This window comes from Kribbella sp. CA-247076, from assembly GCF_050942445.1.
Lineage (GTDB): Bacteria > Actinomycetota > Actinomycetes > Propionibacteriales > Kribbellaceae > Kribbella.
Genome location: NZ_CP192051.1, coordinates 5876572 through 5897985, shown reverse-complemented (window position 1 = coordinate 5897985; position 21414 = coordinate 5876572). Strand labels below are relative to the sequence as shown.

The 21414-nt window shown below is 70.3% G+C and carries 23 protein-coding genes; 16 read left to right on the top strand and 7 right to left on the bottom strand.

Features of this window, described 5'->3' with window-relative positions; translation table 11 throughout:
* Window positions 1-14 precede the first annotated feature (14 nt).
* Genes glgC through ACQPYZ_RS27770 form a run of 8 tightly spaced genes read left to right on the top strand, consistent with a single transcriptional unit; the run spans window position 15 to window position 7964 of the window.
* Window positions 15-1271, top strand: coding sequence for a glucose-1-phosphate adenylyltransferase (gene glgC, locus ACQPYZ_RS27805; protein WP_433161250.1), 1257 nt, complete (start codon window positions 15-17; stop codon window positions 1269-1271).
* Window positions 1268-2518 carry a kynureninase gene (gene kynU / locus ACQPYZ_RS27800; protein WP_433161248.1) on the top strand — a complete coding sequence of 417 codons (1251 nt, stop codon included), beginning with the start codon at window positions 1268-1270 and terminating at the stop codon, window positions 2516-2518. The genes glgC and kynU overlap by 4 nt, the downstream gene beginning before the upstream one ends.
* Window positions 2515-3813 (top strand): FAD-dependent oxidoreductase, encoded by a 1299-nt coding sequence (locus tag ACQPYZ_RS27795; protein WP_433161247.1) that lies wholly within the window; start codon window positions 2515-2517, stop codon window positions 3811-3813. The genes kynU and ACQPYZ_RS27795 overlap by 4 nt, the downstream gene beginning before the upstream one ends.
* Window positions 3810-5312: a 2-hydroxymuconic semialdehyde dehydrogenase gene (locus ACQPYZ_RS27790; protein ID WP_433161245.1), complete on the top strand. Its 1503-nt coding sequence runs from the start codon at window positions 3810-3812 to the stop codon at window positions 5310-5312. The genes ACQPYZ_RS27795 and ACQPYZ_RS27790 overlap by 4 nt, the downstream gene beginning before the upstream one ends.
* Window positions 5309-5722 (top strand): RidA family protein, encoded by a 414-nt coding sequence (locus ACQPYZ_RS27785; RefSeq protein WP_433161244.1) that lies wholly within the window; start codon window positions 5309-5311, stop codon window positions 5720-5722. Before ACQPYZ_RS27790 ends, ACQPYZ_RS27785 begins: the two co-directional genes overlap by 4 nt.
* A 3-nt stretch (window positions 5723-5725) precedes the next feature.
* The gene (locus tag ACQPYZ_RS27780) at window positions 5726-6244 is read left to right on the top strand and encodes a 3-hydroxyanthranilate 3,4-dioxygenase (protein ID WP_433161242.1); all 519 of its coding nucleotides are present in this window, start codon (window positions 5726-5728) and stop codon (window positions 6242-6244) included.
* Between the two features lie 2 nt (window positions 6245-6246).
* Window positions 6247-7242 (top strand): amidohydrolase family protein, encoded by a 996-nt coding sequence (locus ACQPYZ_RS27775; protein ID WP_433161240.1) that lies wholly within the window; start codon window positions 6247-6249, stop codon window positions 7240-7242.
* Window positions 7239-7964 carry an alpha/beta hydrolase family protein gene (locus tag ACQPYZ_RS27770; protein WP_433161239.1) on the top strand — a complete coding sequence of 242 codons (726 nt, stop codon included), beginning with the start codon at window positions 7239-7241 and terminating at the stop codon, window positions 7962-7964. Before ACQPYZ_RS27775 ends, ACQPYZ_RS27770 begins: the two co-directional genes overlap by 4 nt.
* A gap of 17 nt (window positions 7965-7981) precedes the next feature.
* Here ACQPYZ_RS27770 and ACQPYZ_RS27765 read toward each other — a convergent pair whose 3' ends face one another.
* The 3 genes from ACQPYZ_RS27765 to ACQPYZ_RS27755 form a co-directional block, all read right to left on the bottom strand.
* Window positions 7982-8794 (bottom strand): Fic family protein, encoded by an 813-nt coding sequence (locus ACQPYZ_RS27765; RefSeq protein ID WP_433161237.1) that lies wholly within the window; start codon window positions 8792-8794, stop codon window positions 7982-7984.
* Window positions 8795-8894: 100 nt separating this feature from the next.
* A complete protein-coding gene (locus tag ACQPYZ_RS27760) occupies window positions 8895-9596 on the bottom strand; it encodes an O-methyltransferase (RefSeq protein ID WP_433161236.1) in 702 nt (233 codons plus the stop codon).
* 167 nt (window positions 9597-9763) lie between these two features.
* Window positions 9764-10546, bottom strand: coding sequence for a DeoR/GlpR family DNA-binding transcription regulator (locus ACQPYZ_RS27755; protein WP_433161234.1), 783 nt, complete (start codon window positions 10544-10546; stop codon window positions 9764-9766).
* A 119-nt stretch (window positions 10547-10665) separates the two neighbouring features.
* On the opposite strand from ACQPYZ_RS27755, the gene ACQPYZ_RS27750 reads away from it, so the two are divergent.
* Complete coding sequence (locus tag ACQPYZ_RS27750) at window positions 10666-11529, top strand: SIS domain-containing protein (RefSeq protein WP_433161233.1); 864 nt, start codon at window positions 10666-10668, stop codon at window positions 11527-11529.
* Here the strand turns inward: ACQPYZ_RS27750 and ACQPYZ_RS27745 are convergent.
* Window positions 11516-12694 carry an MFS transporter gene (locus ACQPYZ_RS27745; protein WP_433161231.1) on the bottom strand — a complete coding sequence of 393 codons (1179 nt, stop codon included), beginning with the start codon at window positions 12692-12694 and terminating at the stop codon, window positions 11516-11518. The genes ACQPYZ_RS27750 and ACQPYZ_RS27745 overlap by 14 nt on opposite strands.
* Before the next feature lie 69 nt (window positions 12695-12763).
* On the opposite strand from ACQPYZ_RS27745, the gene ACQPYZ_RS27740 reads away from it, so the two are divergent.
* The 7 genes from ACQPYZ_RS27740 to ACQPYZ_RS27710 all read left to right on the top strand — a co-directional run bounded on the left by ACQPYZ_RS27740 (window position 12764) and on the right by ACQPYZ_RS27710 (window position 18130).
* Window positions 12764-13309, top strand: coding sequence for a CGNR zinc finger domain-containing protein (locus ACQPYZ_RS27740; RefSeq protein ID WP_433161229.1), 546 nt, complete (start codon window positions 12764-12766; stop codon window positions 13307-13309).
* Window positions 13310-13314: 5 nt separating this feature from the next.
* Window positions 13315-13569, top strand: a complete 255-nt coding sequence (locus ACQPYZ_RS27735; protein WP_433161228.1) for a biotin/lipoyl-binding carrier protein — start codon at window positions 13315-13317, stop codon at window positions 13567-13569.
* Window positions 13570-13722: 153 nt separating this feature from the next.
* Window positions 13723-14391, top strand: a complete 669-nt coding sequence (gene sigE / locus ACQPYZ_RS27730) for an RNA polymerase sigma factor SigE (protein WP_433161227.1) — start codon at window positions 13723-13725, stop codon at window positions 14389-14391.
* Window positions 14388-14999 (top strand): anti-sigma factor family protein, encoded by a 612-nt coding sequence (locus ACQPYZ_RS27725; protein WP_433161225.1) that lies wholly within the window; start codon window positions 14388-14390, stop codon window positions 14997-14999. Before sigE ends, ACQPYZ_RS27725 begins: the two co-directional genes overlap by 4 nt.
* A 2-nt stretch (window positions 15000-15001) precedes the next feature.
* A complete protein-coding gene (locus ACQPYZ_RS27720) occupies window positions 15002-16057 on the top strand; it encodes a sigma-E factor regulatory protein RseB domain-containing protein (RefSeq protein ID WP_433161223.1) in 1056 nt (351 codons plus the stop codon).
* A gap of 79 nt (window positions 16058-16136) precedes the next feature.
* Window positions 16137-17678 carry a S1C family serine protease gene (locus ACQPYZ_RS27715; protein ID WP_433161221.1) on the top strand — a complete coding sequence of 514 codons (1542 nt, stop codon included), beginning with the start codon at window positions 16137-16139 and terminating at the stop codon, window positions 17676-17678.
* A 107-nt stretch (window positions 17679-17785) separates the two neighbouring features.
* A complete protein-coding gene (locus ACQPYZ_RS27710; RefSeq protein WP_433161220.1) occupies window positions 17786-18130 on the top strand; it encodes a sec-independent translocase in 345 nt (114 codons plus the stop codon).
* A gap of 3 nt (window positions 18131-18133) precedes the next feature.
* Here the strand turns inward: ACQPYZ_RS27710 and ACQPYZ_RS27705 are convergent, their stop codons facing one another.
* The 3 genes from ACQPYZ_RS27705 to ACQPYZ_RS27695 are packed head-to-tail and all read right to left on the bottom strand — an operon-like array spanning window position 18134 to window position 21376.
* Window positions 18134-19054 (bottom strand): alpha/beta fold hydrolase, encoded by a 921-nt coding sequence (locus ACQPYZ_RS27705; RefSeq protein WP_433161219.1) that lies wholly within the window; start codon window positions 19052-19054, stop codon window positions 18134-18136.
* Window positions 19055-19084: 30 nt separating this feature from the next.
* Complete coding sequence (locus tag ACQPYZ_RS27700; RefSeq protein WP_433161218.1) at window positions 19085-20185, bottom strand: GNAT family N-acetyltransferase; 1101 nt, start codon at window positions 20183-20185, stop codon at window positions 19085-19087.
* A gap of 45 nt (window positions 20186-20230) precedes the next feature.
* On the bottom strand, window positions 20231-21376 hold the full coding sequence (locus ACQPYZ_RS27695; protein WP_433161216.1) for an Mrp/NBP35 family ATP-binding protein: 1146 nt from the start codon (window positions 21374-21376) through the stop codon (window positions 20231-20233).
* Between the last annotated feature and the right edge of the window lie 38 nt (window positions 21377-21414).

Below are 21414 nucleotides of genomic sequence, written 5' to 3'. Positions count from 1 at the left end.
ACTAAGGTGCGGACATGGCAAAGGCGCCCAAAGTTCTCGGAATCGTGCTGGCGGGTGGCGAGGGGAAGCGGCTGATGCCGCTGACGGCCGACCGGGCCAAACCCGCCGTGCCGTTCGGCGGGAGTTATCGCCTGATCGACTTCGTGCTGTCGAACCTGGTCAACGCCGGGTACCGCAACCTGTGCGTGCTCACCCAGTACAAGTCCCACTCGCTGGACCGGCACGTGACCCTGACCTGGCGGATGTCGACGCTGCTCGGCAACTTCGTCACCTGCGTCCCGGCCCAGCAGCGGCTCGGCCCGCAGTGGTACCAGGGCAGCGCGGACGCGATCTACCAGTCGATGAACCTGATCAACGACCACCGCCCGGACATCATCGTGGTCTTCGGCGCCGACCACGTGTACCGGATGGACGCCTCCCAGATGGTCGCCGCGCACCTCGAGCGCGGGAACGGCGTGACCGTGGCCGGGATCCGGGTGCCGCGGGTGGAGGCGACCGAGTTCGGCGTGATCAAGACCGGCGCGGACGGGCACACGATCGACGAGTTCCTGGAGAAGCCGGCCGACCCGCCGGGACTGCCGGACGCGCCGGACGAGACGTTCGCGTCGATGGGCAACTACGTGTTCAGCGCCGACGTCCTGGTGGAGGCGCTCCGCAAGGACGCCGCCAACCCGGCGTCGCGGCACGACATGGGCGGCGACATCGTCCCGATGCTGGTTGCCGAGGGCAAGGCCGGGGTCTACGACTTCAAGGAGAACGACGTCCCCGGCGCGCTCGAACGCGACCGCTCGTACTGGCGCGACGTCGGGTCGCTGGACTCGTACCACGAGGCGCACATGGACCTGGTGTCGATCCAGCCGGTGTTCAACCTGTACAACTCCGACTGGCCGATCTTCACCTCGCACCCGCAGCTGCCGGGCGCGAAGTTCACCGACAACGCCACCGTCGGCGAGTCGATCGTCTGTCAGGGCTCGGTCGTGTCCGGCGCCTGCGTCGACCACTCGGTGCTGGGCGCGAACGTGGTCGTCAACCGGGGCGCGACCATCGAGCGCTCGGTGATCATGGACAACTGCCGGATCGGCGCGAACGCCGTACTGAAGAACGTCATCCTGGACAAGAACGTGGTCGTCCCGGACGGCGTCGAGATCGGCGTCGACCCGGACCACGACCGGGAGCGCGGGTTCATCGTGTCCAAGGGCGGCGTGACCGTCCTCGGCAAGGGGCAGGTGATCCCGGCCGCCGAGGCGAAGCAGGAGGCCGCCGAGGCGTGAGCTCCGAGGCCGAAGCGCTCCAGCTCGATGCCACGGACCCCGGGCACCGGGAGCTGTTCGACGTACCGCCGGCGCAGGGTGGCGACTATCCCGAGGTCGCGTACTTCGCCGGGAACTCGCTCGGCCTGCGCCCGAAGGCGACCCGGACCGAGCTGCTCGAGGACCTGGACGCGTGGGCCTCGCTTGGCGTCGAAGGCCACCTCGACGCGGCCAGGCCTTGGCTGCCGTACCACGAGCTGCTGACCGGTGCGGCCGCGCGCCTGGTCGGGGCGCTGCCGACCGAGACCGTGGTGATGAACTCGCTCACGGTCAACCTGCACCTGCTGATGGTCTCGTTCTACCGCCCGACGACCTCGCGGCACCGGATCGTGATCGAGGACACCGCATTCCCGTCCGACAGCTACGCCGTCCGCTCGCAGGCCCGCTTCCACGGGTACGACGCCGAGGACGCGGTCATCCGCCTCCGACCCCGCCCCGGCGAGGACAGCCTGCGGACGGCGGACGTCGTCGAGCAGCTGAGCAGCGATGTGGCCCTGGTCCTGCTCGGCGGCGTGAACTACCTGACGGGCGAGCTGATGGACATCCCGGCGATCACGAAGGCCGGTCACGCGGCCGGCGCGGTCGTCGGCTGGGACCTCGCGCACGCGGCCGGCAACGTCCCGCTGTCGTTGCACGACTGGGGCGTGGACTTCGCGGCCTGGTGCTCGTACAAGTACCTGAACTCCGGGCCGGGCGCCCTGGCCGGCGCGTTCGTGCACGAGCGGCACCTGGGCGGGGACCTGCCGCGGTTCGAGGGCTGGTGGAGCACCGAGGCGGCGACCCGGTTCGAGATGGCGCCGGAGTCGCGGCCGCCCGCGACCGCGGACGCCTGGCAGGTGTCGAATCCGCCGATCTTCTCGATGAGCCCGGTCCGGACATCGCTGGAGATCTTCGACCGGATCGGCATGGACGCCTTGCGTGCACGCAGTCTGCGGCTGACGGCGTACCTGGAGAAGCTGCTGGCCAGGGTGACGGTCGGGCGGGTGATCACGCCGGGCGATCCGGCCCGGCGTGGCGCGCAGTTATCGCTGCGGATCGGTGGTTCGCTGCGGGCGGGTGAGCTGGCGAAGCGGCTCCGGTTCGAGTACGGCGTGATCGCGGACGCCCGCGAGCCCGACGTCCTGCGACTGGCGCCGGTCCCGCTGTACTCGACGTACCACGACTGCTGGCGCGCGGCGTCGGCCCTGACCGAGGTGATGCCGACGTGAACGTCGCGATCGTGGGAGCCGGGCTGACCGGGAGCCTGCTGGCGTGTTTCCTGGCCCGGCGCGGTCTCGAGGTGACGCTGTACGAGCGCCGCCCGGACCCGCGGACCGGGCAGGCCGAGCGTGGCCGGTCGATCAACCTGGCCATCTCCGAACGCGGGCTGGACGCGCTGCGGCGGATCGACCTGGTCCACCAGGTGATGGCGGACGCGCTGCCGATGAAGGGGCGGATGATCCACCCGGTGGACGGGCCGCTCGACTTCCAGCAGTACTCCGCCGCCGGCGACCGGGCGATCAACTCGATCAGCCGGGGTGCGCTGAACAACGCCCTGCTGACCGCGGCGTCGGCGGCGCCCGGGGTGAGCGTGGAGTTCGAGCACCGGCTGGTGGAGCTGGACTCGCAGGCCGGGCGGATGGTGTTCGCGACCCCGTCCGGGAAGGTGTCGGCGCAGGCCGACGTCGTCCTCGGTGCCGACGGAGCCGGTTCGGCGGTCCGTGAGCAACTGCTGGCCGAGGGCGTCGTCGCCGAGGACGTCGACTTCCTCGACTACGGGTACAAGGAGCTCTCGATCCCGGCCGCCGTCGGCGAGTTCGCGCTCGACCCGGGCGCGTTGCACATCTGGCCGCGCGGCACGTCGATGATGATCGCCCTGCCGAACCCGGACCGCTCGTTCACCTGCACGCTCTTCTGGCCGTCCGGTTCCTTCGACGCGCTCACCGACGCCGCGGGGATCGAGGCACACTTCCGGCAGCACTACCCGGATCTGTTGCCGCTGGCACCGGATCTCGTGGACGACTACCTGAACAACCCGGTCGGTGTCCTCGGCACCGTGCACACCCTGCCGTGGCAGGCACACGGGCGGACGGCCCTGCTCGGCGACGCGGCGCACGCGATCGTGCCGTTCTACGGGCAGGGCGCGAACTGTGCCTTCGAGGACGTGGTCGAGCTGGACCGCTGCCTCGACGACACCGGCGGCTCCTGGCCGCGGGCGCTGCCGCTGTTCGAGGCGCGCCGGCGGGAGAACACCGAGGCGATCGCGGAGATGGCGCTGGCGAACTTCGTCGAGATGCGCGACAAGGTGGCCTCCCCGGTGTTCCGGCTGACCAAGCGGATCGAGCACGCGCTGGAACGCGCCCTGCCGGGGCGGTACGTGTCCCGCTACGAGTTGGTGTCGTTCTCGACGACGCCGTACGCCGAGGTCCAGCGCCGGGTACGGCGTCAGCATCAGGTCGTCGGCGCGGTCGCCGCCGGCCTCGGACTCGTGGTGACGGGGCTGGCACGCAGGAGGCGGCGATGAGCCTGTGGACACCCGAGCTGCTGACCGGGCAGCCTACGTCGGTCGGGATGCTGCGGAACTTCGTCGACGGTGAGTTCGTCGAGAGCGGGTCGACGTTCGCGAAGCTGAGCCCGGTCACGGGGGAGCAGATCTTCGACGTCTGCGAGGCGTCGGCGGACACCGTGGACGCGGCCGTCCAGGCCGCCCGCGCGGCGCTGCGGGGTCCGTGGGGGCGGATGAGCGAGCAGGAGCGGGCCGTCGTCCTGCGCCGGGTCGCCGACGGACTCGAGCGCCGGTTCGAGGACCTGGTCGCGGCCGAGGTGGGCGACACCGGGAAGTCGATCAGCCAGGCGCGGACCCTCGACATCCCGCGCGGTGCGGCCAACTTCCGGGCGTTCGCGGACTTCGCCACCACCGTGCCGACCGAGTCGTACACGACCGTGCTGCCGGACGGGCGGCGGGCGCTGAACTACGCCGTCCGCAAGCCGATCGGCGTGGTCGCGATCATCGTGCCCTGGAACCTGCCGCTGCTGCTGCTCACCTGGAAGGTGGCGCCGGCGCTTGCCTGCGGCAACGCGGTCGTGGTCAAGCCGTCCGAGGAGACGCCCGCGTCGGCGACCGTCCTCGCCGAGGTGATGGCCGAGGCCGGCGTACCGGCCGGGGTGTTCAACCTGGTGCACGGGTTCGGCCCGGCGTCGGCGGGGGAGCACCTGACGAAGCACCCGGGTGTGGACGCGATCACGTTCACCGGCGAGTCCGCGACCGGTACGGCGATCGCGAAGGTCGCCGCGGACCGGGTGAAGTCGGTGTCGTTCGAGCTCGGCGGGAAGAACGCGGGGCTGATCTTCGCCGACGCCGACCTGGACGCGGCGGTCGAGGGATCGGTCCGGTCGGTCTTCACCAACGGTGGGCAGGTGTGCCTGTGCACGGAGCGGCTGTACGTCGAGCGGCCGGTGTACGACGAGTTCTGCACGTTGCTGGCGCGGCGCGCGTCCGAGCTGACCTACGGCTGGCCGTCGGACGAGGCGACGATGAACATGCCGCTGATCTCCAAGCAGCACCGCGACAAGGTGCTCTCGTACTACGACCTGGCCAGGGCCGAAGGCGCTGACGTGCTCGCGGGCGGCGGCGTGCCGTCGTTCGGCGACACCCGCGACGGTGGTTGCTATGTGCAACCGACCGTGGTCACCGGACTGCCCGCCGGCGCCCGGACGAACACCGAGGAGATCTTCGGGCCGATCTGCCACGTCGCGCCGTTCGACACCGAGGACGAGGCGTATGGGTTGGCTAACGGCTCCGACTACGGGCTCGCGGCGACCGTGTGGACGCGGGACGTCGGCCGCGCGCACCGGGCCGGCGGAGCGCTGGACGTCGGTCTGGTCTGGGTCAACACCTGGTTCCTCCGCGACCTCCGCACGCCCTTCGGCGGCATGAAGCTCTCCGGCGTCGGCCGCGAAGGTGGCCGGCACTCGCTGGACTTCTACTCCGAAACCACCAACGTCTGCGTGGAGCTCACATGACCGTCGTCCCGGGCAAGGCGGTGCCGCGGGGTCGGTTCCCGCACGTGAAGGTCAGTGGCGGGTTCGCCTTCGTGTCCGGTACGTCGAGCCGGCGGCCGGACAACTCGATCGCCGGCGCCTCGGTCGACTCGATGGGCACGGTCTCGCTGGACATCCGGGAGCAGACGCGGGCGGTGCTGGAGAACCTCCGCGACATCCTGGGCGCGGTGGGTGCCGGACTCGAGGATCTCGTCAGCGTGACGACGTACCTGGTGTCGATGAACGACTTCGGGGGCTATAACGAGGTGTACGCCGAATTCTTCGACGAGTCCGGGCCGGCCCGGACGACCGTCGCAGTACATCAGCTGCCGCATCCCCAGCTGCTGATCGAGATATCTGCCGTGGCGGCGATCCCGCTGAAGGAGGAGTAGGTCATGGTCAACCTTGAGTCGACGAACTTTCCGCAGTGGATCGAGGAGAACAAGCACCTGCTGAAGCCGCCGGTCGGCAACAAGCAGATGTTCCCGACCGGGGACGACTTCATCACGATGGTGGTCGGCGGGCCGAACCAGCGCACCGACTTCCACGTCGACCCGTACGAGGAGTTCTTCTACCAGATCAAGGGTCAGCTGGTGGTCAACGTGGTCACCGAGGACGGGCCGGCCAGCGTCGAGGTGAACGCCGGCGAGATGTGGGTGCTGCCCCGGAACATGCCGCACTCACCGCAGCGCGGTCCGGACTCGATCGGCCTGGTGATCGAGCGGGTCCGGGAGCAGGGCACGCTGGAGAAGTTCCGCTGGTACTGCGAGAACTGCCACGAGATCGTGCACGAGGTCGAGCTGCAGGTGAACGACATCGTCGCCGACCTCCCGCCGGTGTTCAACGCGTTCTACGAGAGCGAGGAAGCGCGCACCTGCCCGAAGTGCGGGGAACTGCACCGCGGTAAAGGCTAGGCATGGCGGTTGACGTTCACACTCACCTGGTGCCGAAGGGCTGGCCGGATCTGTCGGTAGCGTGCGGCGGGGACGGCTGGCCGTGGTTGCGGGTCGACTCCGAGCGGTCCGCGATGATCATGGTCGGCGCCGAGGAGTTCCGCCCGATCGGCCCGCAGACGTGGGATCCGGCGGTCCGCCGTACCGATATGGATGCCGACGGCGTCGAGGTCCAGGTAGTGTCGCCGACGCCGGTGTTCTTCGCCTACGACCGGCCGGCGGACCAGGCGGTGAAGGTCGCCCGGATCTTCAACGACCTCACCCTGGAGACGCTCGCCGGGGACGACCGGTTCGTGCCGTTCTGCCAGGTGCCGTTGCAGGACCCGGACGCGGCATGCGCCGAGCTGGACCGGTGCCGGGAGGCCGGGCACGCGGGCGTGGAGATCGGCAACCACGTCGGCGACAAGGACCTCGACGACGCCGGAATCGTTGCCTTCCTCAACCACTGCGCCGAGACCGGGACGCCCGTCCTGGTGCATCCCTGGGACATGCCGGGCGGGCCGCGGCTCGACCGCTGGATGGCGCGCTGGCTGACCGGCATGCCGGCCGAGACCCACCTGTCGCTGCTGGCGATGATCCTGGGCGGTGCGTTCGACTCGCTGCCGCGGTCGCTGCGGATCTGTTTCGCCCACGGCGGCGGGAGTTTCGCGTTCTGGCTGGGCCGGGTCGAGAACGCCTGGCATCGGCGCGGCGACCTCGTCCGTGGTTGCTCGCAGCATCCACCGTCGTACTACCTGGACAGGTTCTACGTCGACACAGTGGTGTTCGAATCAGCGCCATTGCGGCTTCTTGTCGATACCGTGGGGGAAGACCGCGTTCTGGTCGGCAGTGACTATCCCTATCCACTGGGTGAGCGGCCGGTCGGGGAGGTGGTACGGAAGGCCGGCTTCCTGACCGCGGAGCAGCAGCACAAGCTGCTGGTCACCAACGCCCTGAGTTATCTCGGGAGGGCTGGATGAGCGAAGACCGATCGGTTCTCTCGCGCGACGCGCGCGAGCCGGACGAGGAGCTGCGGTACGGCGAGCACGCGGACCACGTGATCGACTACTGGCACGCGAAGGAGTACCGCCCGCTGGTCGTCTTCGTCCACGGTGGCTTCTGGCGGCCGGAGTACGACCGGAAGCACGCACGGCCGCTCGGTGAAGCGCTCGCCGACCTCGGCTGGCCGGTGCTCTCCCTGGAGTACCGCCGCGAGTCCGGCGACCCCGACGCCAGTACGACGGACGTCCGTACGGCGCTCGACCGCCTGCCGGACCTGGTCGACGTCCACGCGGGTTATGTGCTGATCGGCCACTCCGCTGGCGGTCAACTGGCGTTGTGGGCGGCCGCGACGCTCAACCCGGTCCGGCTCCGCGGAGTGATCGCGCTGGCCCCGGTCGCCGACCTGCTGATGGCCGACCGCCTGGGGCTGGACGACGGCGCCGTACAGGACTTCATCGGCGGCGGCGTGCGCAACGACCTGGATCCCGTGCATCTGCCCGCCTCGATCGCCCCGGTCAGCCTGATCCACGGCACCGCCGATCTCCGGGTCCCGATCACCGTCACCGAGTCCTACTTCGCCGCCCACCCCACCGCCCACTTCACCCGCGTCGAAGGCGCCGGCCACTACGAACTCATCGACCCCCAAACCGAAGCCTGGCACGACGTCACCGCCGAACTAACCCGCCTAACCGGCCACTAGCCCGGCCACACGAAGTGTCAGAACAGGTCGGGGACGCGGCGCCAGACGGCTGCTCGGCCCGCGCCTTCCGGGTTGACCTTTCCCTCGGACTTGAGTTGTTCGAGGACCAGCCGGATCGTCTGGTCGCTCACTCCCGGTAACGCTGACCGGACGTCCGCGAGCCGGAACACCGGCGCCGCGTGCCGGAGGACGTGCTCTCTGACGCGCTCCTGTTTCGTCCCGGCTGAACGATCCGATGCTGCCCGCCGGGCGAACGTCTGGTAGGCGTCCGCGAGGGTGGAGACGAAGTACGACAACCACGGCCAGGGATCGGACGCTTCCTCGTGCCAGTCGTGGGTCGATCGCAGCAGCGCGTCGTAGTACAAGTCCGCGGAGTCCGCGATGAGCTGCTCGAGCGAGACCCAGCGACAGACTTCGTATCCGGCGTCGCACAGCAGGGCGTTGGTCAGGGCCCGGGCGATCCGCCCGTTGCCGTCCGCGAAGGGATGGATGACCAGGAGATCGAGCACCATCAGCCCGACCAGGAGCACCGGGTGGTGCCTGCCCTCGCGCTGGGCAGCCAGGTAGCGGTCGATGAGGTCGCTCAGGTACGCCTCGGTCTTCGACGCCGGGACCGGGATGAAGCGGACGGTGGTGGTCCCGTCAGGGGAGCGGTCGACGACCAGGTTGTCGTCGGTCTTCAGCTGCCCACCCGGGTACGCGGTCTCCGACCAGAGCAGGCGGTGAAGATGCAACAGCAGACCGAGGTTCAGCGGGTGCCAGTCGTCCTGGAAGAGGTAGTCGAGCGCCTTGCGGTAGCCGGCGAGTTCTTGCTCGCTGCGGTTGCGCATCCTCCAAAGAACCGACAAACATACTAATCACTGCTCATCTTAGTATGTTTGTCGGTTTCTTTAGCGCGTTTTCTGACGGTCGCCGGCGTGGGCGCGCGCCTCAGGTGAGGCGTTTGGCGGCGGTGAGGAGGCCTTCGGAGGTGGGGAGGAGGGCGGAGACGAGGTCGTCGTCGTCGCGGACGGCGCGGATGAGGTCGCGCAGCGCGTTGGTGTCGGGGTCGCGGTGGGCCGGGTCGGCGACCCGACCACCGGTGAGGAGGCCGGCGAACGCGACCACGCCGCCGGGGCGGAGCAGCCGGAGGGCTTCGTGCAGGTACGCCGTGTTCTCGCGCCGGTCGGCGTCGCAGAAGACCAGGTCGTAGTGACCGTCGGTCAGCCGGGTGACCACGTCGAGGCCGGCGCCGGCGATCAGGCGGAACCGGTTCGACGGGATGCCGGCGTCCAGGAAGGTCTTGCGGGCCAGCCGCTGGTTCTCCGCGTCGATGTCGACCGTGGTGAGGGTGCCGTCGGTGCGCATCCCGCGCAGCAGCGCCAGCCCGGAGACGCCGGTGCCGGTGCCGATCTCGACGACCGCCTTCGCGTTCACGCTGGCGGCGAGCAGGCTCAGCGCCGCGGCCGCGCCCGGCCCGATCGCGGCGATGCCGCTGTCCGCCGCGCTCGCCCGCGCACCGGTGACGACCTCGTCCTCACCGGTGTAGTCCTCGGCGTACGCCCAGGACGTCGGGTCGATACCGCTGGCGATGATGCCCTCCCGGAGCTCTGCTGTGCTTCCTGCCCACTGTTCTGGCGCTGCGCTACTCATCCTGACCCGAAGCCTAGCGTCACGCGGTCCGATTTCCGTGTCTCCCGCGCGGAGACTGCGCACTCTTGCTCATAACGCGCGGCGTTAAGTCAGATATGATCGTCCTCAACAGGCAAGACTCGTCCCCGGAGAGGAGGTACGGCGTGCTGCGGTGTCCGACCGCCAGGTCAGGAGCGGATGACGTCGATGCCGGCTTCCTTGAACACGGCCAGCTGGGCCTCGTCGGCCTGCGCGTCGGTGACGAGCGTGTCGATCTCGCTCAGCTCGCAGATCCGGGCGAACGCGCGCTGGCCGAGCTTGGAGGAGTCGGCGACCACGACCACCTTCGCGGCCCGGCTGACGATCAGCTGGTTGATGTTCGCCTCACCCTCGTGGTGGGCGGTGGCGCCGGTCTCGTCGATCCCGTCGACGCCGATGAACGCGATGTCGAGCGACAGGTCGGACAGGATCCGGTGCGACAGCGGGCCGATCATCTCGTACGACTGCGGCCGGGCGACGCCGCCGGTGAGCACCATCTTCACGTGCGGCCGGACGATCAGCTCGTTCGCGATGTTCAGCGCGTTGGTGACGAGGGTGAACGCGGGCTCACCGTGCTCGGCGGACAGCTCCGGCCGGGTCGCCAAGGTGCGCGCGACCTCGGAGATTGTGGTGCCGCCGTTCATGCCGATCACCATGCCGCGGCGGACCAGCGTGGCCGCGGCCTGCGCGATCCGCTGCTTCTCCGACGCGAAACGCGCAGTCTTGTAGCGCAGCGGGAGGTCGTAGGAGACGGCGTTGGCGACCGCGCCGCCGCGGGTCCGGGTGAGGAGCTGCTGCTTGCCCAGGTGGTCCAGGTCGCGCCGGATCGTCGCCGCGGACACGTGCAACTGCTCGGCGAGCTCGTCGACGTCGATGGCGCCCTTCTCGGCGAGCGACTCGAGCAAGGTGTTCAGGCGTTCATAACGCTTCACCCGGGGCTCCTCCTTCACACAATCGGTCAGCCGGATGGCGGCTGGTTGGCACCATTCGATCACGTTCGAGCAGTTTCGACCACGACAAGTGCGGAGACAACATGACCGGAACGCCGTTTGTGAGCACTGAGATCGCCACTCAGCCCGAGCTGTGGCGGCAGGTCTCGGACGGTTTCGCGCAGTACGGTGGCGCATCGCCGACAGCGGGTCAACGGGTCGCGGCGGTGGGCTGCGGCACGTCGTGGTTCATGGCGATGGCGTACGCCGCGCTGCGCGAGGACCGCGGTCAGGGCGAGACGGACGCGTTCGCGGGCTCGGAGTTCCCGCCCGGCCGCTCGTACGACGCGGTGGTCGTGATCAGCCGGTCCGGGACGACGACCGAAGTACTCGACCTCATCCGGTCGACCGACCTGCCGACCGTCGCGATCACCGCGACCGCCGGGTCCCCGATCGTCGAGTTGGCGGACCGGACCATCCTGCTGGACTTCGCCGACGAGCAGTCCGTCGTCCAGACCCGGTTCGCGACGACCACTCTGGCGCTGCTGCGCGCGTCGCTGGGGGAGGACCTGCGGCAGGCGGCGGCGGACGCGGAGACCGCGCTCACCGTGGACGTGGACGAGCTGGCGAAGCTGGAGCAGGTCACGTACGTCGGCACGCGGTGGACCGTCGGCCTGGCGCACGAGGCGGCCCTGAAGCAGCGGGAGGCCGCGTCGGCGTGGACCGAGGCGTACCCGGCGATGGACTACCGGCACGGCCCGATCGCGATCGCCCAGCCCGGTCGCGGCGTCTGGGTGTTCGGTGAGCCGCCGGCCGGCCTGCTCGACGACGTCACCGCCACCGGCGCCACGATCGTCCACCACGGCGACCTCGACCCGATGGCGTCCCTGGTGGTCGCCCAACGGGTCGCTGTCGCCAAGTCGCTGGCGCTCGGGCTCAACCCGGACCAGCCGCGCAGCCTCAGCCGATCCGTCATCCTCGACTGACCGCAACAACCGGCCGGCGGTCCACCGCCGCCAGCCGGCCCAGCCCGGCAGCGACGACCACGGTCCCGGCGACGGCGAGCAGGGCGTTGTGGGTGCCGATGATTGGGACCAGGAGCCCGGCGGTGACCTGACCGAGAGCTGAGGCGCCTACGCGCAGGCTGGCGGCTGTCGTGCTCACCCGTCCCTGCCGAGCCTCTGGACTGTACTGCTGCCGCGCGGCGAACATCGCCGGCAGCATCGGCCCCTCGACCAGTCCGGTGACGACGGCGAGCAGCAGGAGTACGACGAAGCTCGTGGCCAGCGGCCAGGACGCCATGACCAGGCCGGAGGCGGCTGCCGCCACGATGACGACGTACTCGGGGCGCCAGCGAGTCTGCAGACGCCCGAGTAGCAGTGCGGTGACGACACTGCCGATTTCCAGCGCAGTCCAGAGATAGCCGGCCGTGGACCGGGGCATGTCCACCGCGGCCATGTGCAGTGGCAGTGCGATCAGCAGTACGCCGAACGCGCCCAGGAGCAACGTGGTCGTGACGGTGGAGGCGCGTAGCCGAGGTGTGCGGATCAGATGAGCCAGACCGCCGACGACAGACGCCATGAAGGGCTCGTGGTGCGTCAGCGCCGGTGGGAGCGCCGGTAGGCGAGTGATGGCGACGATGCTCAGCGCTGCGGCGACCACGATGACCAGTGCGGCGGCTTCGACCGAGACGACCGAGGCAAGCGTCGCCGCGGTCGCCGGACCGGCGATGGTGGCAGCGCCGAAGCTGGCGGCCTCGAAGGAGTTCGCCCGGGCCAGCCGGTCGGCGGACACGAGAGTGGGGAGCATGCTGGTGAAGCCACCACTGACCATCGGCAGTGTCGCTCCGGCCACAGCTGCAAGCGCAGGCGTGACCCAGTGCGCGCTGTGGCCGACAACGGCCAGCAAGGTGAGCATGACGAGAGCCAGCACCGCTTGGTTCAGTGCGAGCGCCGCCCGGCGGTACGGCGTTCTGTCGAGCCAAGCGCCGAGCAACGGACCGGTGACCACGGCCGGCAGCGCGTAGGCAGCGCCCGTGATACCGGCGAGGGCAGGACTGTCGGTGCGCTCCAGCACGAGGAGGACGAGCGTGAACGCGACCATCTCGTCGGCGAACCGGGCGAGCGTCGCCGACAGGTAGTAGCTGGACACGCCCACCTCCGGTAACGCTGACCTGGATGTTACGCGTTACGCTAGCAAAGGCGTTACGGAAGGAGTCCAGTGGATATTCAGACGCCGGACCGGCTCGTGCGGCTGGCCGTCGACCTCGTGAACACGCGGACCCTCGAGCCCGAGAAGCTGTCGACAACCGACGACCTCCGCGCCTTCCTGCTCGAGCACGGTGAGTCCGAGCCGATCGAGCTCGCCGAGGATGATCTGGCCGAGGTGCGTGCGGTCCGGGAGCGGATCCGGCCGGTCTTCCACCGCGAGCCCGCCGAGGCGGCCCGCCTTCTGAACGAGTTGCTCGCGGAGTACGCCGTACGCCCGTACCTGTCCGATCACGACGGGTCGCCGTGGCATCTGCACGTCGCCGAGCCGGACGCGACCTGGAGCCGGTGGATGGCGGCGACCACGGCGCTCGGGCTGGCCGGGTTCGCGGCCGGCCACGGATTCGGCGCCCTCGGGTCGTGCGCGGCCGCGGACTGCGAGCGCGTCTTCGCGAACCCGGCCGAGCGCCGCCCACGACGGTTCTGTACGCCGACCTGCGCGAGCCGGACCCGGGTCGCGTCGTACCGCGCCCGCCGGAGCGCGGCAGCGGCGACCTAGGATCGATGGCGAGACGTCCCGGAACCGAGGAGCGCGCGTTGAGTCACACCGTGGTGGCCGAACTGGTGGCGAATGTGCTGAAAGTCACTGCCAGGGCCGGAGACCAGGTGGGACCCGACGACACCCTGGTCATCCTGGAGTCGATGAAGATGGAGATCCCGGTGCTGGCCGAGGTGGCCGGCACCGTCGCCGAACTGAAGGTCGTGGAGGGGGAAGTCGTCCGGGACGGCGACCCCATCGCGGTGATCGAGGAGAAGTAGGACCGCAACGAACATGACTGTCAGCGCGTCTCGTTCTGTGGAGGCACCGGCCGGGAACTTCCGTCCGGAGCGCCGCGTTGAGCCGTCGTACGAGCAACTCAGGGTCGAACCCGGGTGTTCCCGACGTGCGCAGAGGACGGTGACCGCGGCACCATGGCCTTCACGCTCATTGCCGAACCAACCCTGGGAGGCGTTGCGGTGAAGCCGGCCGACATCTCCGTGGCCCCTGCGCCTCAGCCGGTGCCGGACGCGCTGCCGTCGTGGGACGAGATCGTCCGCACGCACTCCGCCCGCGTCTACCGGCTCGCGTACCGGCTGACCGGCAACAAGCACGACGCCGAGGACCTGACCCAGGAGGTCTTCGTCCGGGTGTTCCGCTCGCTGTCGTCGTACACCCCGGGCACGTTCGAGGGCTGGCTGTACCGGATCACCACGAACCTGTTCCTGGACGGCGCCCGGCGCAAGCAGCGGATCCGCTTCGACGGGTTGCCCGAGGACGCGCACGACCGGCTGCCGGCCAAGGGCGTCGGCCCGGCCGAGAAGCTGGACTCCGACCAGTTCGACCACGACGTGCAGTACGCGCTGGACGCGCTGCCCGAGGACTTCCGCGCCGCCGTCGTGCTCTGCGACATCGAGGGCATGACGTACGACGAGATCGCCGACGTGCTGGACGTGAAGCTCGGCACCGTCCGCAGCCGGATCCACCGCGGCCGCTCGATGCTGCGCAAGCACCTCGAGCACCGCGCGCCGCGCTCCGGCCAGACCCGGGTCGGCGGCCCGCCCGCCGACGGACTCCTCGGTGACGGAGGTGAGCTCCGGTGACCCTGCAGCACCCGCTGGACAAGCTCAGCGCCGTCGTCGACGGCGCGCTCGACCACGACTCCCGGGACAAGGTCCTCAGCCACCTGGTCGGCTGTGACACCTGCCGGGCCGAGGTGGACGCCCAGCGCCGGCTGAAGGCCCGGATGGCGGCCCTGGAGACACCTGACCCCTCCACCGACCTGATGCAGCGCCTGATGGGCGTCTCGTCGTTCTCGCCCGAGCCGCGCGAGGAGGTCCGTCCGGTGCTGACGCCGGCGGTGTCGCTCTTCCCGCAGCGTTCCGCGTTCCCCGCCGCCCGCACGGGGGCTACCCGACCCGGGGCGCCTCGCAGTACGCGCAGTCGCCGTCGCGCCGGCGTACTCGGGGCGGCCGGTTCGGCTGCGGCCGTCGCGTCGCTGCTCGGGACGGCGTTCGTCGTCGGCGATCCGTCCCGGCAGGAGCAGCCGCCCGCGCTGCAGCCGCCGGTGGCGAGCTTCTCGTCCGACCACGCGAGCACGACGGGCGGAGCGCCGTTCGCCGACCCGGTCGCCGTGCTGAACTCGTACAACGGGGCTGGGTACGCCGGGCTGAGCCCGTCGCTGCAGCCGGTGGCCCTGACAGGACGCTGACCGTGAGCCTCTCCCGGCTCGCCGTACTGGTCAGCACCGCACTGATCGGCTTCGGCCTGCCCGCGCCCGCTGTCGCGGTGGCACCGACCACGCCCCGCGAGGACTCGCCGCTGGCGATCAGCTGGCTGACCCGCGCCGCCGCGGCTCCGGACCACGTCTCGTACCACGGCACCCAGATCGTCACCTCGTGGGGACCGCAGGGCGCCAGCTCGGCGATGCTCGACATCGTCCACGCTGCCTCACAGGGCTCCGAGATCAGTGTGGTCGGTTCGTCGTCACCCGGGGCCAAGGCATTCGTACAGCGTGCGAACCACCACGGCCCCACAGTCGACGGTGGACCGCTGAGTCTGCTGCAGGCGACGTACGAGCTGGTCTACAAGTGCTGCACGAACACCATCGGCCGGGCCGCCGTGCTGGTGGAGGCGCTGCGGGCCGACCGGACGCTTGCGGCCCGGTTCTGGATCGACAAGGCGACCGGACTGCTGCTGCAGCGGCAGCTGTTCGGCACGGACGGCAAGACTCTGGTGCGGGCGACCGTGTTCACCGAGCTGGAGATCGAGAAGTCGGAGTTCCTCGGCCACCTGCCGCCGATGGCGCCGAACGGGGTCCAGTCGCTCGGGATGGGCAAGGTCGACCACCTCCGCGACGAGGGCTGGGTCTGCGCCCCGGAGCTGCCCGCGTCCCTCAAGCTGTACGACGTCCACCAGGACCGCGCCAACGGGTCGCTGCAGTTCTCGTACTCCGACGGGCTGTTCAACGTCTCGCTGTTCGAGCAGCGCGGGGCGCTCGACCCGGCCGCGGTCGCCGGCTTCACCCCCACCGGGACGCCGGGTGTGCACGTCCGCTACGGGATGCCGTCGTACGTCGTCTGGTCCTCGGGCGGGATCGTCTACACGCTGATCGGCGACCTGCCCCCGGAGCTGCTCGAGCAGGTTGTGGACGCGCTCCCGCACGACGTACCGGTCGAGCTGACCGCGGTCCAGCGGATGGGTGCCGGGCTGGCCCGAATCGCGACCTGGCTCACTCCGATGGGTGCGCTTTCCGGGAAGCTGGGATAATCGAATCCGGTGGTCCCTTTCCGGAACCCGGGCAGCGGCCGCCGACCGACGACCACGACGACGACGTGAGGCGGGCACCGTGACCAGCGACGACGCCGAGCCGACAGTACCGACTCCGAGCACGGAGCCGACCCGTGTCCTGCCGGCCGAGCCCTCGAGCCCTCCCGCCCCGTCCTCCCCGGACGCGTCCGCCGACTCCCCGTTGACCGCGCTTGTGCCGCCGCCGGCGGGCTCGGGGACCACGCCGCTGCCGACGCCGAGTACTGACCAGGCCTACCGGCAGTCAGACGGGCTGGCTGCCTCGCAGAACGGCAGTACGGAACCTCCGGAGGGTGCGGTCGCGCCGCCCGTGCAGAACGGGTCTCGGTCCGTCACACAGCGCAGCTTCGGCCGGCCGCAGGCGCAGGAGCCGGGCTTCCGGCCGGTGTACCAGGGGCAGGCGTGGCCGACGCAGCGGCCGACGTACCAGCCGACGTACACGCCGCCTCCGCCGATCGACTGGCACCACCAGCAGGCCCGCGCGTACACCCCGCCTCCGCCGGAGAAGAACACCGGCAACCGGCTGATCGCCATCGCGGCCGCGGTCGCCCTGATCGTCGCGATCGTCGCCGGTGCCGGCGCGGCCGCGACGGTCGTCGCGCTCGACGACAACGGGCCGGTCGCCGAGCAGCCCGGTCCGCCCGTCGGTACGGGTGCGGACCCGAAGATCCGCAGCGGCTCGGTGTCCGCGGTCGCGAACACCCTCCTGCCGAGCGTCGTCCAACTGAAGGTCGAGGGCTCGGACAACTCGAACGCGACCGGCTCCGGCTTCGTGATCGACAACGCCGGTCACATCCTGACCAACAACCACGTGGTGTCCGGCGCCGCCAAGGGCGGGTCGATCCAGGTCATCAACGACAAGAGCAAGTCGTGGACCGCCCGCCTGGTCGGCCGCTCACCGGCGTACGACCTGGCCGTCGTCCAGGTGGTCGGGCTGGACGCGCCGTCGGTGCAGTTCGGCCGGTCCGACCTGGCGATCGTCGGGCAGGACGTGGTCGCGATCGGCTCACCGCTCGGGCTCGCGGGCACGGTGACGTCCGGGATCATCTCGGCGAAGAACCGCCCGGTCACCACCGGCGACGGCATCGACCCGAACTCGTACCTCAGCGCCCTCCAGACCGACGCCGCGATCAACCCGGGCAACTCCGGCGGTCCGCTGGTCGACATGAACGCGCGGGTGATCGGGGTGAACTCCGCGATCGCCACCGTCCGCGGCGCCAGCGAGGGCCAGAGCGGCAACATCGGGCTCGGGTTCGCGATCCCGATCGACCAGGCCCGGCGGACCGCGCAGCAGCTGATCGCGTCCGGCGTGGCGTCGTACCCGGTGATCGGGGCCGAGGTCGACATGCAGTTCGAGGGCGGTGCGCGGGTCAGCAAGGTTAGTCCCAGCTCACCGGCGCTGCGCGCGGGCCTGCGGGTCGGTGACGTGATCACCGCGATCGACAGCCAGCCCGTGCTCTCGGCCGAGGCGCTGATCGTGGCGATCCGCACGCACCAGCCTGGGGAGAGCGTGAAGCTCGTGTACGAGCGCGGCGGCAAGGCGCGTCAGGCCTCCGTCTCGCTCGGCCAGCAGACCGGCTGACCTGGCTGTCCGGATCCGGTTGACCCGGCAGGCGGTGTGACCAGGGTGCGGCTACGCTTGTCGCCGTCGCGGACCTGCGCGGGAACGACGTACAGAGAGGTGGGGACATGTTCGGCATCGGGCCCTTCGAGCTGGTGGTGATCGCGATCGTCGCCGTGCTCGTCTTCGGCCCGGACCGGCTGCCGGAGTTCGCCCGCACCGCGGGCCGGCTGCTGCGCCAGGTCCGCCAGATGGTCACCAACGCCCAGACCGACCTGCGCAACGAGCTCGGCCCGGAGTTCGCCGACCTGGACATCCAGGACCTGAACCCGCGCAACTTCGTCCGCAAGCATCTCCTCGAGGGCACCGACGAGTACGACGACGACAAACCCGTCTCCACCCCCGACTTCACCGACCCCCCCCAACGCCTCCCCGCCGGCCAGAAACCCCCCTACGACCCCGAATCCACCTGACCCTCAGAAAGCCAGGAGATCGCCGCAGAAGGAGCGGATGGCGCGGTTGACGAGTTCGGGTCGCTCCCAGGGCAGGAAGTGGCCTGCGCCGTTCACCCAGAACGGGCCGACCGCTTCGGGGAAGGCCAGTGCGCACCGCTGCTCGATGTGGTCACCGAGGGTGGCCTGTTCGGTGCCGATCAGGATCAAGGCCGGCTGCCGCACGGGCCGGTCGAGCATCTCCGGTGCCGACAGTCGACGTTCGCCCATGACGACCTCGTAGTCGGCGAAAGCGGCGCGCAGTCGGGCGGCGTCGCCGTACGGCTCGGTGAGGAAGGCCAGGTCCTCGTGGTCGAAGGCGTCGGGCGGACACCACAGGCGATGCCCGTAGAACTCGCCGATGTAGCGCTGCCGCTGTTCCGGGCTTCGCAGTTCGGCGATCAACGCGTCGGCGTGGCGTCCTTGGAGGCGGTGGTAGTCGTAGACGGCGGGTTTCGGACGGTTCGCCGGGATGCCGGCGGCGGCGAACGCCTCAGCCAGGTCAGGCATCGAATCGTCCAGGATCACCAGACGGTCCACGCGGCCGGGGTGGCGATTGGCCAGATCGATGGCGACCGCCGCGCCCAGATCGTGCGCGGCGACAACGGTGCGGTCCCAGCCGAGCAGGTCGAGCAGGCCGACCAGGTCGGCGTTGAACGCGTTGAGGTCGTAGAAGTCGTCCGGCGCGAAGTCTGAGTCGCCGTAACCGCGCAGGTCCGGCACAACCACGTCGAACCCCGCCGACGCCAGCGGGATGAGGTTGTGCGACCAGATCCGGCTCGTGCAGGGAAATCCGTGGATCAGCAGCAGCGGCACGCCGCCGTGCCCACGCCGACGCACGGCGAGGCGATGCCCCGGGCTGACTTCGACCAGCTCGGGCGCGACGACCTCGACAGGAAGGGCCATGCACGCTGTCTACACCACATTCCGGTCGAGTCACTTCCGGAATTGGTCGGTGGAGAGCAGGTCGTAGGTGACGCGGGCGTCGTGGGTGTTGTTGCCGAGGGGGAAGGCGGCGCGTTCGGTGCCGGCCAGGTGGAAGTGCAGCTTCTCGGCGACTCGGCGGGCGGCCAGGTTGGTGGCAGCGGTGCGGATGACGAGGCGGTGGCCGCCTCGACCGCCGGCGTCTTCCGGGGCGAAGTACCAACGGATGAGGCGGGTGATCGCCTCCGGCATGATGCCGCGTCCCTGGGCGTCCGGGTGCAGCCAGAAGCCGAGCTCGCCGCTGCGGCCCTCGCGCAGGTTGAACAGGGTGACGTTGCCCAGACCGAGGTCCGTCGCGGCGTCGGCCACGCACCAGTTGTAGCGGACACCGGAGGCGGCCTGCTCGGCCAGGTCCTTCAGCCAGAACCGCGCGTCCTCGGCCGTGAACGGTTGCGGGACGAACGGGAGGAAGTGCGCGGTTGCCTGGTTCGTACGGCCGGTCGTGATGCGCGGCATCTCGTCCTCCCGCCACAGCCGTAGCCGGAGCCGCGGCGTCTCCAGCACCGGATGGACGAACCACGGCCCGCGCGGCCGGCGCGGATCCGACGGCCCGATCCAGCCCGTCCACGCGTCCACCCGGCGGCCGCTCTCCTCGGCGAGCCGGGGGATCGTCGCACCGAACCGGAAGCCGGTCGCCCACGCGACCCGCCGCGACGGCCAGTTCCCGACCCGCGCCCACCAGTGGACGACGTGGAACCCGCACGTGCCGAACCCGAACTCCAGCAGCAACCGCACCGCCCGGCTCGCCACCCCGGCGCCGCGCGCCCAGCGAGACAGGCCGTAGTGCACCCGCGCGTTGCCGTCCGGATCAGGTTGCAGCGACGCGGTCCCGGCGTACCGGCCCTGGTACTCGATCACGAACGCGAGCCGCTCGCCCGTCTTCCACGCCTCGGTGATCCCGTACGTGATCCATCGGCGCGCGTCCTCCTCGTCGTACCCGCGGTCCGGGTCCTCGAGGTGACGCGCGGCCTGCCCGGGTACGTCGTCCGGTCGGGGACCGCGCAGCGTGACCACACCGTCGGTCAGGACCGGATGCTCAGCAGGAATCGGCACCCTGCCAAGTCAACAGCAACCGCCCGCCGGAGGCAGCCTCTAGCGTCAGCGACCGACCGGGGACAGGCCGAGTTGCCGGCCGAGGAGCCCGCGCGGGCGCCCGCCCAGCTTGGCCGCGATCTGGTCGAGGACCTGGGCCGCCGGGGTGTCCGGATCGGCTATCGTGAGTGGGTTTCCGAGGTCGCCGCCGCTGCGCAGCCGCTCGTCCAGCGGGATCTCGCCCAGCAGCGGGATCTGGTACCCGAGCCGCGCGGACAACGTCTCCGCCACCCGCGTCCCGCCGCCGGTGCCGAAGATCTCGATCCGGTGCTCCGGACCGCAGTGCGGGCACGGCAGGTAGGACATGTTCTCGATCACGCCGGCCACCCGCTGATGCACCATCTGCGCCATCGTGCCGGCCCGCTCGGCCACCTCGGCGGCGGCCTCCTGCGGAGTCGTCACCACGATCACCTCGGCGCTGGTGAGCCGCTGGCCGACCGAGATCGCGATGTCACCGGTGCCGGGCGGGAGGTCCAGCAGGAGTACGTCGAGGTCGCCCCAATACACGTCCGCCAGCATCTGCACGAGCGCGCGGTCCAGGATCGGGCCGCGCCAGGCCACCACCTGGTCGCGCTTCGGCTTCAGCATGCCGATCGAGATCACCTTCACGCCGTGCGCGGGCACCGGCATGATCATGTCGTCCACCGCGGTCGGCCGCTCGTCGGCGACGCCGAACATGGCCGGCACCGAGTGCCCGTAGATGTCCGCGTCCAGCACGCCGACGGACAGGCCCTGCCGGGCCATCGCGACCGCGAGGTTGACGGTCACCGACGACTTGCCGACGCCGCCCTTGCCGGAGGCGATCGCGAACACCTTGGTCAGCGAGTCCGGCCGGGAGAACGGGATCTCCTTCTCGGCCACGCCGCCCCGCAACTGGGTCTGGAGGGCGGCCCGTTGCTCGGCCGACATCACCCCAAGGTCGATCTCGACCCCGGCGACGCCGTCGAGTTTGCTGATCGCGGCCGTGGTGTCGCGCCGCAGCGTGTCCTTCATCGGACAGCCCGCGACGGTCAGCAGGATCCGGACGGCGACCACGCCGTCCTCCCGGACGACGACCGACTCGACCATCCCGAGGTCCGTGATCGGTTTCTTGATCTCCGGATCCAGCACACCACCGAGCGCCGTGGTCACCTGATCAGCAGTAGGAGCCATGCCCCCAGGCTACGTGCTCAGCCGAAACCCACCGACCA

Coding starts and splice junctions, on each gene's coding strand:
- ACQPYZ_RS27760 (WP_433161236.1), bottom strand. CDS start 9,596: ATGAGTAGCGCAGCGCCAGAACAGTGGGCAGGAAGCACAGCAGAGCTC.
- ACQPYZ_RS27705 (WP_433161219.1), bottom strand. CDS start 19,054: ATGGCCCTTCCTGTCGAGGTCGTCGCGCCCGAGCTGGTCGAAGTCAGC.
- ACQPYZ_RS27775 (WP_433161240.1), top strand. CDS start 6,247: ATGGCGGTTGACGTTCACACTCACCTGGTGCCGAAGGGCTGGCCGGAT.
- ACQPYZ_RS27790 (WP_433161245.1), top strand. CDS start 3,810: ATGAGCCTGTGGACACCCGAGCTGCTGACCGGGCAGCCTACGTCGGTC.
- ACQPYZ_RS27710 (WP_433161220.1), top strand. CDS start 17,786: ATGTTCGGCATCGGGCCCTTCGAGCTGGTGGTGATCGCGATCGTCGCC.
- ACQPYZ_RS27695 (WP_433161216.1), bottom strand. CDS start 21,376: ATGGCTCCTACTGCTGATCAGGTGACCACGGCGCTCGGTGGTGTGCTG.
- ACQPYZ_RS27735 (WP_433161228.1), top strand. CDS start 13,315: ATGGCGAGACGTCCCGGAACCGAGGAGCGCGCGTTGAGTCACACCGTG.
- ACQPYZ_RS27785 (WP_433161244.1), top strand. CDS start 5,309: ATGACCGTCGTCCCGGGCAAGGCGGTGCCGCGGGGTCGGTTCCCGCAC.
- ACQPYZ_RS27770 (WP_433161239.1), top strand. CDS start 7,239: ATGAGCGAAGACCGATCGGTTCTCTCGCGCGACGCGCGCGAGCCGGAC.
- ACQPYZ_RS27765 (WP_433161237.1), bottom strand. CDS start 8,794: ATGCGCAACCGCAGCGAGCAAGAACTCGCCGGCTACCGCAAGGCGCTC.
- ACQPYZ_RS27780 (WP_433161242.1), top strand. CDS start 5,726: ATGGTCAACCTTGAGTCGACGAACTTTCCGCAGTGGATCGAGGAGAAC.
- glgC (WP_433161250.1), top strand. CDS start 15: ATGGCAAAGGCGCCCAAAGTTCTCGGAATCGTGCTGGCGGGTGGCGAG.
- sigE (WP_433161227.1), top strand. CDS start 13,723: ATGGCCTTCACGCTCATTGCCGAACCAACCCTGGGAGGCGTTGCGGTG.